Origin of the sequence: Rubrobacter calidifluminis (assembly GCF_028617075.1) — a bacterium.
Taxonomy (GTDB): Bacteria; Actinomycetota; Rubrobacteria; order Rubrobacterales; family Rubrobacteraceae; genus Rubrobacter_E; species Rubrobacter_E calidifluminis.
This window is the reverse complement of sequence record NZ_JAQKGV010000001.1, coordinates 1-14,129: the sequence shown is the minus strand read 5'-3', so window position 1 is coordinate 14,129 and position 14,129 is coordinate 1. Positions and strand designations below refer to the sequence as shown.

At 65.4% G+C, this 14,129-nt stretch carries 16 protein-coding genes; 5 read left to right on the top strand and 11 right to left on the bottom strand.

Annotation, left to right across the window (positions count from 1 at the left end; translation table 11 throughout):
* Positions 1–30 precede the first annotated feature (30 nt).
* Genes PJB24_RS00080 through PJB24_RS00070 form a run of 3 tightly spaced genes read left to right on the top strand, consistent with a single transcriptional unit; the run spans position 31 to position 2,567 of the window.
* The gene (locus PJB24_RS00080; RefSeq protein WP_273841372.1) at positions 31–996 is read left to right on the top strand and encodes a lipid II:glycine glycyltransferase FemX; all 966 of its coding nucleotides are present in this window, start codon (positions 31–33) and stop codon (positions 994–996) included.
* A gap of 28 nt (positions 997–1,024) precedes the next feature.
* Entirely contained in the window at positions 1,025–1,852 is an 828-nt protein-coding gene (locus PJB24_RS00075) for an SAM hydrolase/SAM-dependent halogenase family protein (RefSeq protein ID WP_273841371.1), read from the top strand.
* Positions 1,836–2,567: a hypothetical protein gene (locus PJB24_RS00070; protein WP_273841370.1), complete on the top strand. Its 732-nt coding sequence runs from the start codon at positions 1,836–1,838 to the stop codon at positions 2,565–2,567. Before PJB24_RS00075 ends, PJB24_RS00070 begins: the two co-directional genes overlap by 17 nt.
* 7 nt (positions 2,568–2,574) lie before the next feature.
* Here PJB24_RS00070 and PJB24_RS00065 read toward each other — a convergent pair whose 3' ends face one another.
* The 6 genes from PJB24_RS00065 to dnaK all read right to left on the bottom strand — a co-directional run bounded on the left by PJB24_RS00065 (position 2,575) and on the right by dnaK (position 7,916).
* Positions 2,575–3,075 (bottom strand): hypothetical protein, encoded by a 501-nt coding sequence (locus PJB24_RS00065; protein WP_273841369.1) that lies wholly within the window; start codon positions 3,073–3,075, stop codon positions 2,575–2,577.
* 211 nt (positions 3,076–3,286) lie between these two features.
* A complete protein-coding gene (locus tag PJB24_RS00060) occupies positions 3,287–3,772 on the bottom strand; it encodes a B-box zinc finger protein (protein ID WP_273841368.1) in 486 nt (161 codons plus the stop codon).
* Positions 3,769–4,170, bottom strand: coding sequence for a heat shock protein transcriptional repressor HspR (locus PJB24_RS00055; RefSeq protein WP_273841366.1), 402 nt, complete (start codon positions 4,168–4,170; stop codon positions 3,769–3,771). Before PJB24_RS00055 ends, PJB24_RS00060 begins: the two co-directional genes overlap by 4 nt.
* 15 nt (positions 4,171–4,185) lie before the next feature.
* Positions 4,186–5,289, bottom strand: coding sequence for a molecular chaperone DnaJ (gene dnaJ / locus PJB24_RS00050; protein WP_273841364.1), 1,104 nt, complete (start codon positions 5,287–5,289; stop codon positions 4,186–4,188).
* A gap of 12 nt (positions 5,290–5,301) precedes the next feature.
* Complete coding sequence (locus tag PJB24_RS00045; protein ID WP_273841361.1) at positions 5,302–5,943, bottom strand: nucleotide exchange factor GrpE; 642 nt, start codon at positions 5,941–5,943, stop codon at positions 5,302–5,304.
* Positions 5,944–6,005: 62 nt separating this feature from the next.
* A complete protein-coding gene (gene dnaK, locus PJB24_RS00040; protein WP_273841358.1) occupies positions 6,006–7,916 on the bottom strand; it encodes a molecular chaperone DnaK in 1,911 nt (636 codons plus the stop codon).
* Between the two features lie 197 nt (positions 7,917–8,113).
* Between dnaK and PJB24_RS00035 the strand changes: the two genes are divergently transcribed.
* Together PJB24_RS00035 and PJB24_RS00030 are read left to right on the top strand one after the other, a co-directional pair.
* The gene (locus PJB24_RS00035) at positions 8,114–8,821 is read left to right on the top strand and encodes a response regulator transcription factor (protein ID WP_273841355.1); all 708 of its coding nucleotides are present in this window, start codon (positions 8,114–8,116) and stop codon (positions 8,819–8,821) included.
* Positions 8,822–8,833: 12 nt separating this feature from the next.
* On the top strand, positions 8,834–10,720 hold the full coding sequence (locus PJB24_RS00030; protein ID WP_273841353.1) for an ATP-binding protein: 1,887 nt from the start codon (positions 8,834–8,836) through the stop codon (positions 10,718–10,720).
* Here PJB24_RS00030 and PJB24_RS00025 read toward each other — a convergent pair.
* The 5 genes from PJB24_RS00025 to PJB24_RS00005 form a co-directional block, all read right to left on the bottom strand.
* A complete protein-coding gene (locus tag PJB24_RS00025; RefSeq protein ID WP_273841352.1) occupies positions 10,708–11,349 on the bottom strand; it encodes a hypothetical protein in 642 nt (213 codons plus the stop codon). The genes PJB24_RS00030 and PJB24_RS00025 overlap by 13 nt on opposite strands.
* 35 nt (positions 11,350–11,384) lie before the next feature.
* Positions 11,385–11,732 (bottom strand): YtxH domain-containing protein, encoded by a 348-nt coding sequence (locus PJB24_RS00020; RefSeq protein WP_273841351.1) that lies wholly within the window; start codon positions 11,730–11,732, stop codon positions 11,385–11,387.
* A 60-nt stretch (positions 11,733–11,792) separates the two neighbouring features.
* Positions 11,793–12,743 carry a 2-phosphoglycerate kinase gene (locus PJB24_RS00015; protein ID WP_273841348.1) on the bottom strand — a complete coding sequence of 317 codons (951 nt, stop codon included), beginning with the start codon at positions 12,741–12,743 and terminating at the stop codon, positions 11,793–11,795.
* Between the two features lie 41 nt (positions 12,744–12,784).
* Entirely contained in the window at positions 12,785–13,357 is a 573-nt protein-coding gene (locus PJB24_RS00010; RefSeq protein WP_273841346.1) for a DUF4126 domain-containing protein, read from the bottom strand.
* Positions 13,358–13,392: 35 nt separating this feature from the next.
* On the bottom strand, positions 13,393–14,129 hold a 737-nt coding region (locus tag PJB24_RS00005), incomplete at its 5' end, for an L-lactate permease (RefSeq protein ID WP_273841344.1).

Below are 14,129 nucleotides of genomic sequence, written 5' to 3'. Positions count from 1 at the left end.
ATCGAGCAACGAGAGCGCTGGAACGCGGCGGTGGAGAACCTGGGCGGCGGTGCACTCCAGTCCTGGGAATGGGGCGAGTTCAGGCGCACCGGAGGATGGGATCCGCTCAGGCTTCTGGACGAAGATGGGGGTTTCGCGGCGCAGGTGCTGCTGCGGCGGATGGCTTTCGGGCTAGGTTCGTTCGCCTACGTCCCACACGGTCCCGTATGCTCCTCTGCGGATTTGGCGGGACAAGCCGCCGAGGAACTTGCAGGTTACCTGCTCGGCCAGACCGATGCCTCGCTCCTCGTCGTCGAACCGAGGGTGGAAGAGGGGCAGGGCTTTGAGGCCAGAGGATTCGAGAAGAGCGCGAGCTCCGTACAGCCCAGGTGCACTTTCATCCTCGACGTTCTCCCCGACGAGGATGCCCAGCTCTCGGCCCTGCCCAAGGACGCCCGCTACTCGGTAAGGCGCGCCCGCAAGGAGGGTGTCGAGGTCAGCAACCATCGAGGAGCCTCGGGAGAACTCGAAGGGTTTCTCGACCTTCTGGAGGAGACCTCTGAGAGACAGGGATTCGCCATAAGGCCCCGGGAATACTACCGTCTCTTCATGCAGAAACTTCCGGCGACCCTCGTCTGCGCCAGCCACCAGGGTAGGCTACTCTGCGGCGCCATCATCCTCTGCTTCGGTGAGGAAGCGTACTACCTATACGGCGCCTCCGCCTCTTCGGAGAGGCTCTACGCCTCCTACCTCGTGCAGTTCGAGGCGCTCACGGTCGCTCGCCGGCACGGCGCTCGCCGCTACGACATGTGGGGACCGTGCCGCCCGACCGAGGGCGACCCCCTGCTCGGGGTCTACAGGTTCAAGAAGAAGTTCGGGGGTGAGGAGAAACACTACGTCGGCGCGCACGAGAGAGCCCTGCACCCGCTGCGCGCCCGGCTGACCCACACGGCACTCGATGCCTACTACCACCTGCAGCGCTTGCGGGGCAGGAGCCAGGGACCAGTGGCGGGATGAATCCCGCACCGCGGTTTATACTCTTTACATGCGGCCGATCTGCTTCCTCTCGGACTTCGGGCTAGCAGACGACTTCGTCGGCTCGTGCAAGGGTGTGATCGCCTCGATCGCCCCCGAGGCCCACATCATAGACCTCACCCACGACGTACCCGGTTTCGAGATCGAAGCTGGCGCGGAGATTCTGCAGCATGCGACGCGCTACATGCCGCCGGATACGGTGTATCTGGCCGTCATCGACCCGGGGGTGGGTACCGAGCGCCGCGGCATAGCACTCTCCACCGGTAGCGGCGCACTCATGGTCGGACCAGACAACGGGCTTCTGCTGCCGGCGGCGCGCTTTCTCGGCGGCGTCAGGGAGTGCGTGGTGCTCAACAACCCCCGTTACAGGCTGCACCCGCTCTCCAACACCTTCCACGGCAGGGACATATTTTCTCCCGCGGCCGCCCATCTGGCCTCCGGCATCAGTCTCACCGAGCTTGGGGATTCCATCCCCCCGGCAGAGCTGGTGGACCTGGAGCTTCCGGAGACCGGGGCCCAGGACATAAAGGACGGTTTCGAGGCCAGGATCATCTCCATAGACCGCTTCGGCAACGCCAGGCTCTCCGTGTTGCAGGAGGAAGCAGACTTCGGCTACGGGTCGCTGCTGGGCGTGGACGTCGGAGACGGAGAGATGAAGGTGCGCTACGTGAACACCTTCGGGGCAGCGAAACCGGGGGAGCTCGTCCTGGTCCCGGACTCACACTGGCGCCTCAGCCTCTGCATAAACAGGGGCAATGCAGCGCAGGCGCTCTCCCTGAGCTCCGGTGAACGGGTGCACGTCAGGCTGCTGGAGCGCCAGGATGCCGGAGGAGGTTGAACACACACCGGGATTCTCGTCGCGAGAGAAGCGCAGGGTAGTCAGGGCAGCGGCCCTGCGCGCCTGGAACCTGGTGGTGCTCGTAACCGGCCTCGGCATCTTCGTCACCACCCTCACCTGGTGGATGCTGCCCCTCACCATCGCGGTCTACCTACTGCTCGTGTTCCTGGCCTACCGGGACCCTCTCTTCCGCGATCGGGCTCTCGGTCGAACCTCCACGCCCGGGAGTCGGGAGATCACTCCGGAGCGCAGAGCCAGCTGGCTCCCGCGCGGCGAGACCCGGCGCAGGGTGGAGGAGGCGCTCGGTGCCCGCCGGAAGGTGATGACCGCGATAAGAGAATCGGACGAGACAACCAGGGAATTGCTCGGGGACGCCGCCCCGAGGCTCGACGAGGTCGCAGACCACCTGGTCGGGGTCGCACTGGCCAGGGAACGGGCCGCCCAGACACTGCGCGAACTGGAAGGCCGAACCTCCGAAACAGAACTCAGGGACATCGAGCAAAAGATCAGGCGCGCAGACACCGAGATCTCCGGGATATCCGAGCGCCTCTTCGCGCTGAGAGCGCAGGTGGTCCGCATCTCGATGCAGGATCCTTCACGGGGCGGGAAGACAACCAACCATCTCGTCTCCTCCCTCGACGAGATGCGCCTCAGACTGCAGGCCCTGGAGGAGATCCTTCGCTCCCCGGACGAAGATAGGCACCCGACCGGCTGATCCCCGCCTACGCCGAGTTCGCCCTCCGCCAGCTCTCCATTCCGAAACGCCGGGAAGACCTCTGCAGCACGGGCATCTGCAGCTCCCTCCTGGCCCCGGACGCGGCATCCACGGAATCAGCGAACCACTCCTCCAGCTGCCCCATGACGCGATCCCGGTAGGCGTCCGCCTGGCCGGCCACCTCGCGCGCGTACCCGCGCGCGGCCCGTACGGAGTCCTCGGCCCGCCTCAATACGTCCCTGTAGAGCTTAGTCTCCAGAGCCCGCTCCCGGGCCTCCTGCCGGGCCTCCTCCAGAATCCGCCGGGCCTCCTCCCGGGCAGCAGTGATCATGGCCCTGCACTCCTCGTCCACCAGGCTGGCCCCGTCAACCTCCCCGGGAAGCTCCGCCCTGAGCTCTTCCAGCAGAGACAGAAGATCAGCCCGGTCCACGACGGCCTTCCTCCCTCCTACCGGCAGCACCGACGCCTCCCGGAAGGTCCCCTCGATCTCGTCCAGCAGCCTCTCCACACGCCTCTTCTCTCCTCTCATCATGACCCCCAACCTAACACGCCTCCATCACGCATGCCAGTATTTCTAGAAGTATTTTTTGCAGCTTTACCTTAAGTTCAGGTATAAGTAAATCTCCAGGTCAGGTTAAGAATAGGTGGTGTGAAGAAATCCGTATTTCCCCTGCAAACAGCCTTTCGCGTGCAGGAAGGAAGTGTAAGGGATCTCTGATCTAGTGGTTGCCGGCGGCTGCGGCGGAGATGGTGGCGATGGCAGCCGAGAGGATAAGGAAGAGAGGTGGGTTTCCCACGAGCATGGGTGGTATGAGGTAGGGTAGGTAGGAGATGAGCACGGCGCCTCCGGCGATGAGCATGGCTGGGGTCCCACCGTTACGGCCGCCGGCTCTGTTGACGAAGGTGCCCGCGAGGGAACCAGCGATGAAGGAGAGGAAGAGGCTGGCGAAGTGTATGCCGGTTATGAAGTCGACGACGACGAGTCCCGCGAGCAGGACCAGAAGACCAGCGAGCAGGCTCTTCAGCAGCTGTCCCGGCTTCATCACGCCCGCCCGGGCCCGGCGGGGCAAGCGGGCGTCTTCGGGGCATTTGATCCCGACTTCGGTCTGGACCATGCACTCGGTGCAGATGGGCCGGCCGCAGGTAGCACAGGTCACCCGGGTTTCACGCCTGGGGTGGCGGTAGCAGTGAAGTGGCTCGCTCATGAAGGCGAGCCCGAGCGCCGGACCAGCTCACCTCGGGGAAGGAGGACGAGCTCCCGTTTGTAGCTGCGGTGGACCTCCTGGATGGCCAGGAAATGCTCGCGCTGCTGTCTCTCAAGCTTTCTGGCGAGACGGGCGTTCTCCTTCTCCAGCCGCTCTATCTTGCGCTCGAGGTCCAGTACCATTCTGACCCCCGCGAGGTTCATTCCCATCTCCTGGGTCAGCTTCTGTATGTAGCGGCCGCGCTCTATGTCCTCCTGGGAATAGAGACGGGTGTTCTTTATGCTCTTGCGCGGTACCAGAAGCCCTTTCTGCTCGTACATGCGCAGGGTCTGGGGGTGTACGCCGATGAGCTCGGCGGCGACCCCGATCATGAACACCGGTTTCTTCCTGATCTCCATACCCTCATCACCATCCTAGCGCACCTCCCCGACCCTGCGGAAGAGTTCCTCACGCACGTCCTCATCATGGACGTCGGCGAACGCTTCGAGTATCTCACGTTCTCTGCGGTTGAGCCTCTCCGGCACCACAACACGGATCTTCACGATCATGTCCCCGCGTCCCTCGCCACGAGGTCGCGGAGCCCCCGCGCCCCGCACCCGGAACTGCTTTCCATCCTGGGTTCCGGCCGGAATCTTCAGCCGCAGGGTGCCGCCCTCTGGGCGCGGTACCTCCACCTGGGCGCCGAGCGCCGCCTCGGTAAAGCTGACGGGTAGCTCCACGACGAAGTCGTCCCCGCGGCGCTCGAAGACCGGATGGCTGGCCACCCGGGTTACGACGTACAGGTCGCCGCGGGGCCCGCCGTTCCGGCCCGCGCCTCCGCGTCCTGGGATCCTGATCTTCATCCCGTCCTTCGCCCCGGACGGTATGCGCACGGTCACCTGGCGGGCGCGCCGCACCCGCCCGCTGCCGCGGCAGGTCGGGCAGGGCCGGTCTATAACTGTGCCGCTACCCCCGCACCGCCGGCAGGTGGAGGAGAAGGCGAAGAACCCCTGGTCCTGGCTGCTGGTCCCGCGCCCACCGCATTCCGGGCAAGTTCTGGGGAAGGTGCCGGGGGCGGCGCCGGTGCCCCCGCAGGTGGAGCATTCTTCCTCCACCGGTGCGCTCACCCGGGTCGTCACGCCGCTGAGAGCCTCCCTGAAACCCAGGTTTACGCTAACGGTCACGTCATCCCCCCGGGAAGCAGAGCGACGGCCCCTCCCACCGCGTCCGAAGACGTCCCCGAACGTATCGAATATGTCCGAAAGGTTCGAGAAGCCGCCGAACCCACCACCGTTGCCGGCGGACCGCTCGCCACCGAAGAAGGTGGCCGGGCCCTGATCGTAGCGGCGGCGGCTCTCGGGGTTGGAGAGGACCTCGTAGGCGTGCTGTATCTCCTTGAAGCGCTCCTCGGCCTCCGGGTCGTCCGGATTGGCATCGGGGTGGTACCTGCGCGCCAGCCTGCGATAGGCACGCCTTATCTCCTCCTGCGACGCTCCCCTGGATACGCCCAGAATCTTGTAGAGGTCCTTGGTCTCCATCTCCCTCTTACCTCAGGTCCGCCTCGCTACCACCACCTTCGCGGGACGTATCGGCTTGCCGTTGAGCAGATAACCCCGCTGGAAGGTCTGGACTATCACACCCTCCTCGTGCTCCTCAGAGGGCTGGCTCATGACGGCCTCGTGCACGCTGGGATCGAAGTGTTGCCCGTCGGAGGCGACCGGGATGAGCCCCTCCTGCTCGAGGACCCCCAGCAGCTGGTCCCGGGTGGCCCGGACACCTTCCCGGATGTCTCCCTCAGACTCCAGCGCCCGCTCGAGGTTGTCAAGAACGGGCAGTAGCTCCCTCACCAGCCGCTCGGAGGCGAGCTCGACGATCTTCGCCCGCTCACGCTCCTGCCGCTTGCGGCTGTTCTCGAACTCGGCCTTGAGGCGCTTCAGGGTATCCAGGTACTCGTCCCGTTCATGCCGCGTAGCCTCGAGCTCCTCCTGCAGGCGGCAGATCTCCTCCTTGACACCGGGCCCCTCCCCGCCCACGACGGGAGTCTCCTTCCCGGCGTCCGCCGCAGGTACCTCCTCGGCTTCCTGCTGCGGGGTCTTCTCCGCGGCGGAAGCGGGCTGCTCGCCCACGGATCCACCCGCCGGCGGCTCTTCGCGGACCTCGTTCTCTCTCTCGTTTTTCTCTTCGCTGCTCAAAGCCAACCTTCCTCCCACGCACGCGGGGGACGGCAGACCCGCCGTCCCCGCGATAACAGACGCTATCTGTTGCGCTTCTCCTCGTCGTCCTCCTCGTCTATGACCTCTGCGTCCTCGACGACGTCTTCGTCGGAGCCACCCTGCTGGCCGCTTGAGGACTGCTGCTGTTCCTGGGCCTGCTGGTAGAGCACCTGCGAGAGCTTGTGTGAGGCGGTGAGCAGGGCCTCCTGCTTCTGCTTTATCTGCTCTATGTCGTCCCCGGCGAGCGCCTCCTTGGCCTCCTTGAGGGCTTTCTCGATCTCGTCCCTGGTCTGCTGGTCGATCTTGCCGTCGAGTTCCTTGAGGTTGCGCTCGATCGAGTAGACCAGGTTGTCCGCGTTGTTGCGGACCTCGGCCTCCTCGCGGCGGCGCCGGTCCTCCTCGGCGTGCGCCTCCGCGTCGCGCACCATCTGCTCGATCTCCTCGTCGGAGAGCCCGCTGGAGGCGGTTATCGTGATCTTCTGCTCCCTGCCCGTGCCGAGATCCTTGGCGCTGACGTTGAGGATGCCGTTCGCGTCGATGTCGAAGGTCACCTCTATCTGCGGCACCCCCCTCGGCGCCGGTGGTATCCCGACGAGCTGGAAGTTGCCGATGAGCTTGTTGTGCGCCGCGATCTCGCGTTCGCCCTGGTACACCTTGATCTCGACGGAGGACTGGTTGTCTTCTGCGGTGGTGAAGACCTCGCTCTTGCGCGTCGGGATGGTCGTGTTGCGCTCAATGAGCTTGGTCATCACCCCGCCCTTGGTCTCGATGCCCAACGAGAGCGGCGTGACGTCGAGCAAAAGCACGTCCTTGACCTCACCGGCGAGCACTCCGGCCTGGATGGCCGCGCCTATCGCGACGACCTCATCGGGGTTTATGCCCTTGTGAGGGTCCTTCCCCGTAAGCTCCCTGACCTTCTCCTGCACCGCAGGTATGCGGGTCGAGCCGCCGACCAGGATCACCTGATCGACGTCGCCCTTGCTGAGCCCCGCGTCCTCCATCGCCTGGCGAACCGGACCAGCGGTGGCCTCCACAAGATCGGCGGTCAGGTCGTTGAACTTGGCGCGGGTGAGCGTGAGATCGAGGTGCTTGGGGCCGTTGGCATCGGCCGTGATGAACGGCAGGTTGATGTTCGTCGTGGTGGTCGAGGAGAGCTCCTTCTTGGCCTTCTCGGCCGCCTCCACCAGCCGCTGCGTCGCCATCTTGTCCTGTGAGAGGTCTATCCCCTCGGCCTTCTTGAACTCCTGTACCATCCAGTCGACGACCCTGGCGTCGAAGTCGTCGCCGCCGAGGTGGTTGTTACCGCTCGTGGCCTTGACCTCGAAGACCCCGTCACCAAGCTCCAGGATGGAGACGTCGAACGTCCCCCCACCGAGGTCGAAGACCAAAATCGTCTGGTCATTCTCCTTGTCCAGCCCGTAGGCGAGAGCAGCGGCCGTCGGCTCGTTTATGATCCTCTTGACGTTGAGCCCGGCTATCCGGCCGGCATCCTTGGTGGCCTGCCGCTGCGCATCCTCGAAGTACGCAGGCACCGTGATGACCGCGTCGGTGACCTCCTCGCCCAGATACTCCTCGGCGTCCCGCTTGAGCTTCTGCAGGATCATCGCCGAGATCTCGGGCGGCGAGTACTCCTTCTCACCTATCCTGACCCGCACGTCCCCGCCGCTGCCGGAGACCACCGGATACCCGACCCGCTCGATCTCGGCCTTCACCTCCGAAAAACGCCTGCCCATGAAGCGCTTTATCGAGTAGATCGTCCGGTCCGGGTTGGTCACCGCCTGCCTGCGGGCAAGCTGCCCCACCAGCCGCTCCCCGCTCCGCTTGTCGAAGGCGACCACCGAGGGCGTCGTACGTTCACCCTCCGCGTTGGGAATCACCACGGGATCTCCACCCTCGAGTACCGCCACGCAGCTGTTGGTCGTTCCAAGGTCTATGCCTATGCTCTTGCCCATCCAAGCACCTCCATCAGGAAATATCCTCGATCTCAGTCGGCGACGATTATAAAATCTTAGCGTGATACATTCAAGTTTACACTTGTATCGTCACCTGTGTGAGCAGGGATGTTGGGGTAGTATCTAGTGGTCTGGTGTTACCTTTGGGACGGAGAGGATCTTTCGAAGCATTCGGAGAAGCGGGAGGCGCTCTGGGGTTGGAAGAGCGGGTTCTGATAGTTGACGACGACGAGGCCCTGCTCGAGGTGATCTCGATAGTGCTCGCCTCGGAGGGCTATGAGGTTCTGACGGCGAAGGACGGCTCCGAGGCGCTGAAGATAGCGGGGCGGGAGAGGCTCGACCTGGTGATCCTGGACATCATGCTGCCGAGGATGAGCGGGTTTGAGGTATTGAAGAAGCTGCGGCAGCAGAGCGACGTGCCGGTGATCATGCTGACGGCCAAGAGCCAGTCGGTGGACAAGGTCGTGGGGCTCGAGCTCGGGGCGGACGACTACATAACCAAACCGTTCGACACCAAGGAGCTTCTGGCGCGCATCCGGGCCATCCTGCGCCGGTTCGGCCGGCAGGAAGGCAGGGTACGCGACGGGGTGCTGCGGCACGGTGGCATAGAGCTTGATCTGGAAGGGTACACGGCGACCAAGGACGGCAAACCGGTTGATCTCACGCCCACGGAGTTCAAGATACTGGCGCTCCTCATGCGGCGTCCCGGGCAGGCGTTCACCCGCACCCAGATCTCGAACGCCGTCTCCACCGGCTCGCACTACCTGGCGAGCCGCTACATAGACGTGCACATCTCGCGGTTGCGCTCCAAGATAGAGAACAACCCCTCGCGGCCGGAGATAATCCAGACAGTTCCGAGCGTGGGTTACCGGGCGGCCAAGCATCCCCCGGAGAGGCGTGAGTAGGGGGTCCTGGCGGTGAGTCCCTGGAAGATCCTCAGGAGGGTGACCTCCTGGGCCGCGTCGTTCCGGACCAGGATCTTCGTAGCCCTGGTCGGCATATCGGCCGCGGCGAGCCTGATCATAGGGGTCTCCTTCTACTACTTCGCCAAGGCCCGCCTGATCGAGGTGGAGAGCCGGCTCCTGCTCCAGCGCTCTCAGGCCGCCAACCAGGAGGCTGAGGGGATGCTCATACAAATGATACGCCCCCGGGTTCCGGGGGCCATCTCGCCCGACAACTTCATCCTGCCCCCTCCTGGCTCCTATGCCGATGAGCTGGTCGACAAGATCGCTGCTCCGACAGGCCTCCTGGTGCTGTACATCGGGCCCGATGGCAAGCCGCTCTCGGCCCGCAACAGCTCCGGCAACGCCATCCCCCCGCGGCGCGCCTACGCCGAGCTCGGCCTGAACCCAGGGTTGGTCTCCAGAGCAGAGCGGGGAAAACTCAAGGGGGAAGAGCGTCTGGTCCAGAACGGGTTCCGCTACGTGGCGCTCTGGCCGCTCGAAGATCCGGCAGGACGGGTGCACGGTGTCATGGCCTACAGGGCGCCCTGGGACGGACTCTACAAGGCCCTCGCCTACCTGCGTTACGGGATAATGGGGGCCGTCGCCGGGAGCATTGTGTTTTCGGGAGCCGCGAGTCTGATGCTCACGCGCAGGATAACCCGCCCGCTCTCCGACACCCGGGACGCTGCCATAAAGCTCGCCTCGGGCAGCTACACCAGGATACCGGTGGAGCGGCGGGACGAGCTCGGCGAGGTCGCCCGCGCCTTCAACTACATGGCCGAGGAACTCGAACACTACGTAGGCGAGCTCCAGGAACAGAAGAGCCGGCTCGAAGCCGTGCTTGAGGCCACCCCGGAAGCGGTCCTCTCTACCGACCTGGACGGCCGCATCACGATGACCAACCGGGTGGCCACCCGGACGCTCGGCGTGCGCAAGTCCGACGTGGGCAGAAACATAAAAGAGGTAGGCCTGCCCGGAGAGATCATGCAGTGCATAAACGAAGCCTCGACCAACGGCGTGGCGGTGCGCGAGATCTCCTGCGGGGACAAGATCTACTGGTCCTACGCGGCACAGATGAGCCGGGAGGAGGCAGGCTCGTCGGGGATAATCCTCGCCGTGCGGGACATCACGGAGCGCAGGCTCCTGGAGAGAACCAAGACGGATTTCGTCTCCGACGTCTCGCACGAACTGCGCACCCCCCTCACGACGATCCAGAGCGCGGTAGATCTCGTCTCGGGGGGGGCCAGGGATAAGCTCGGGCCGATGGAGCACCGGGCGCTTGAGCTCGCGCAGGGCGAGCTCAAGCGCATCCGTTCGATGGTCGAGGAGCTTCTCACCCTGAGCCAGATGGACTCCTGGCAGTACTCGCTGGAAGTGGGGCAGGCCGATCTCAGCGCCATCCTGCACAACTCGCTGGACAGCGTGCGGACCAAGGCCGAGCGCTTCGGCATCTCCCTCAGCATTGAAAACGACTCCCCGCACCCCTGCGTGTGCGACGCCCAGAAGATCTACCAGGTCTTCCTGAACCTGCTCGACAACGCCATAAAGTACTCGGAGACGGGCGACAGAGTGCACGTCTCGGTCGAGGAGGAGGAGCATTTCCTGATCGTGCACGTGAGCGACACCGGCATCGGCATCCCCCAGGAAGACATCCCACAGCTCTTCGAACGCTTCTACCGGGTGGACAAGACCCGCTCGCGCGCCACCGGAGGCACGGGACTCGGGCTAGCCATAAGCAAGAAGATCGTCGAGCTGCACGGGGGCAACATCTCGGTGAAGAGCAGGCCCGGAGAAGGTTCAACCTTCAGCGTCCAGCTCCCGAAGACCCCCCTGCCCCGCTCCTCGAGCTACGCGATGTAGCAGCCCTCGGGAGGATGTTCCGCCTCGCTGAAATGCTCGCGGGCGGGGCGGCTGTGCGTGAGCGTGCCCGGGATGATGCCGCCCGAGGGCTTCAGCGATGGCATCCTGACCCGCCCGAGGAGATCCCGGGCGAGCTCCCTGACCTCCACGGTGTTCGCCAGGTCCGTACGGACCAGCGTGTAGAGCTGCCCTCCCTTCCAGCCTTGTCGCACCGGCCGCCACCCGCACCCGAGCAGGAAGCGCGTGGGCAGGTGCCAGCCGGTCCCGAAGTCGCTGGCGATCGCGTCGATATCCCCGATACCGCGCCCTCTGAGATCCCTGAACATGTGCACCATGAGGTGACGCCGCACCCTCGCATCCCCCTTGGCGTACGCGAGGAACACCCGTCCCTCCTCCAGATGCCCCAGCCGGTACTCCCCGACCCGCGGCAGGTGGCTGCGGGGACCGTAGAGCACGAACCCCTGAACCTCGCCGTCCTTCCTCATGACGAACCCGACCCTACCCCATTCCTCAAACACCGCTCGCAGCCAGTCTCCAGCGTCACTGCCCCCGGACCAGTAGGAGATCGCCCCGGCAAGGCCAGGGACCGAGCGTACGTCCTCAGGGTCAAGATCCTCGATCGCTGGCAAGGCGAGATACGCGCGCCTTATACCCCGACGCAAGATCAGCGCCCCCTTCCGTTGCGGTCTGCACCCTCCTGCCGCAGGCGGGACCTTATGAGTTCCTGCGTCCTGCGCACCCGCTCGTAGAGCTCCGTCTCGTCCGGCAGACGCCTCTCACCATCACCTCCGCCCCTCACCCCCGTCTCGTGAGGCAGGGGACTCGCGAACCTCTCCCTCATCCTCTCCCGGGTCTCGAAATAACCTTCGCGGCTTCGTTCCCGAACCTCACCGGCGCGGTTGGCAAGGGCGTTCCTGAGCTCCCTGCCACTCCTGGGAGCGATGAACACCCCCGTGAGGATGCCCGCAACGGTGCCGAGCACAAAGGTCCCGAGCCGCCCTCTGTCCAACATCTCCGGCTACCTCCTGTAGCTCGCCACCGCGTATTGTACCTTCAAGCGCCGGGGGTATCCTCACGCCCGGCCCCCGGCGTCGAGCAGGAGGGAGCTCTTCTTGCCGCGGGCCTTCTCGGCCATCCCCGAGATCCTGTTCGCCACGAACGCGACGGCCGCATCAGAAGTCGTCTCTATCGAGATATTTTCAACCGCGTAGGTCCCGACCCGGCGGGCGCTCTCGCGGATGTAGTCGTGTATCCTGCGTATCTGCTCGAAGTGGGCGATGTATTCCTCCGCCGGACGACGCATCGAGGTACCGAGCGCGCGGATGTGGAAGCGGTCGCGATGGACCTCCGGGTCCGAGAGGTAGACCACCAGCGAGCAGACGTTCGGGTGATCGCGATACCTGTCCAGTACGATCTCGGGGGCGAGGTGCACCCCCTCTATGACCAGGTTGGTCCCCTCCTTGAGCCCCCGCTCGACCAGCGCCTCGACCCCGACGGCGACCTGGGAGGCCTGCGAGCGGTAGCCGTAGAGTACGAGCTCCTCGTCGTCGACCGGGACCCGTATGTCCTCCCGCGCCACGTTGTACGAGCTCTTGTGCAGCGTGGGCAACAGATCCGGACTTATCGCCCGCCGCAGGATCTCACGGATCGAATCCGTCCCGATGACGCTCTGGATGTTCAGCCGGCGCGCCACGTCCGCAGCAAGGGTGCTGGTACCCACCCCGGTCGCACCCCCGATGAGCACGATGACCGGCTCCGTCGTCTCCCTCAGGATGCGCCACTTGTCCAGGCGGCTGACGACCAGTGCGTCGTAGATCTGGAGCTTCGCACGGGCCCGGGCCAGGACTTCCTCCTCCTCGACCAGATAGCGCTCCTCGGCGAGAAGCTCGGCCCTTACCTCGCTCGCGATCCTGTAGGCCATCTCCATCCGGGCCCCGGCCTGGGCCAGCACCTGCGCGAGGATACCCCGCGAGAACACGGCCCTGCGGTCCCCCTTGACGATGGTGATCTCCTGCTCCGCCATAGACACCCCCGCGTGAGAGAGCGGTTGCGTCCGGCAGTCCCCTAGTCCCCGAGGATGCGCAGCCCCCGGTACTTCCTCCCCCGCCGGCGCTTCACACGATAGTAGAAGAACAACAGAAAGGCGACCGGCACGAGGGCGATGTAGGGCACGAACACCGAGACGACCCCGCCTATGAGGCCGGTGAGATCCTCGCACAGGCTGAGGAAACCCGCGGAGACCCCGGTCCCTCCCCCGACCGGACGCAACACCATCTTCAGTGCGGCGACGATACCCGCGATGACACCCCCCGCGACGAGCTCCAGAACGGCCGCCTGACCCACGCCCACCCCGAGCGCGACCGCGAACAGTACCGCGCCCGCGGCCATCCGGACCGGAAACTGCACGTAGTCGAGAACCCGGCTCGCCCGCCCAGCCTTGTCGAGCCCCACCTCGAGCAGCGCCAGCACGACCAGTGCACCGAGCGCCACCCCTCCGTCCAGCACACCGAAGGGTCGGTGTAACGCGAGCGTGCCGATGAGGGCGAAAACCCCGACGACGAGTACCGGGATGTAAGCCCTGACCCCGGCCGCCGCCGCGAGCCCGACCCCTATTCCTACCGCCAGAATCTCGCTCATGCCGGGCATTATAACCCCTGTACGACACGGGGCCCTCAAAAGACCACTCTCAAAACCCCGACCGCGACGAGCACCAGCAGAGAGACCGCCACCGGCGGCGCGACCATCCGGACGACCTTGCCCTCCTGCCCGAGCAACCCGGTCGCCGTCGCCGCGAGCACGACTCTCTGTGGAGCGAGCATGTTCGACTGGCTCCCCGCGACGTTCTGCAGGGCGGCCACGAGCGCCTCCCGTCCGCCCGTGCCGTGGGCGGCCCCGATCTGAAACGGCATGAAGAGCGCGTTCGACCCGGTGTTCGAACCGGTCAGGAAACCCCCGAGCGCCCCCACGAGCGGGCTCGCCGCCGCGTAAGCCCCGCCCAGCAACGCCGCCGCACCCCCCGCGAGCAGCGCCGCCGCCCCGCTCTCGGCGACGACCTCCCCGGCGAGAATGAAGGCGAAGATCGTCCCGGCCACCGGAAGCCACTGGCCGGCAGCCCTCCCGAGGGCACCGGTGAACGCCCTCCTCCCCACCCCGAGCAGGAGCGCGGCGAAGGCGGACGAGAGCAGCAGCCACGGCCCCGGCCCCTCGAACACGAAGGACCCACCGAGAAAATCTCGCACCGGCCCCACCCCGTTCGCAAAGGCGAGCGAGGCGAGCAAAAACCCGTACGGCGCGAGCTCCCTTACGGGCACCCTCGTCCTCCCTATCCTCCTGGCACGCAACCCGAGAAACACCGCCGACACCGCGAGCCCTCCCGCCACCCCCGAAAGCTCGGGCACCGCATACAGGC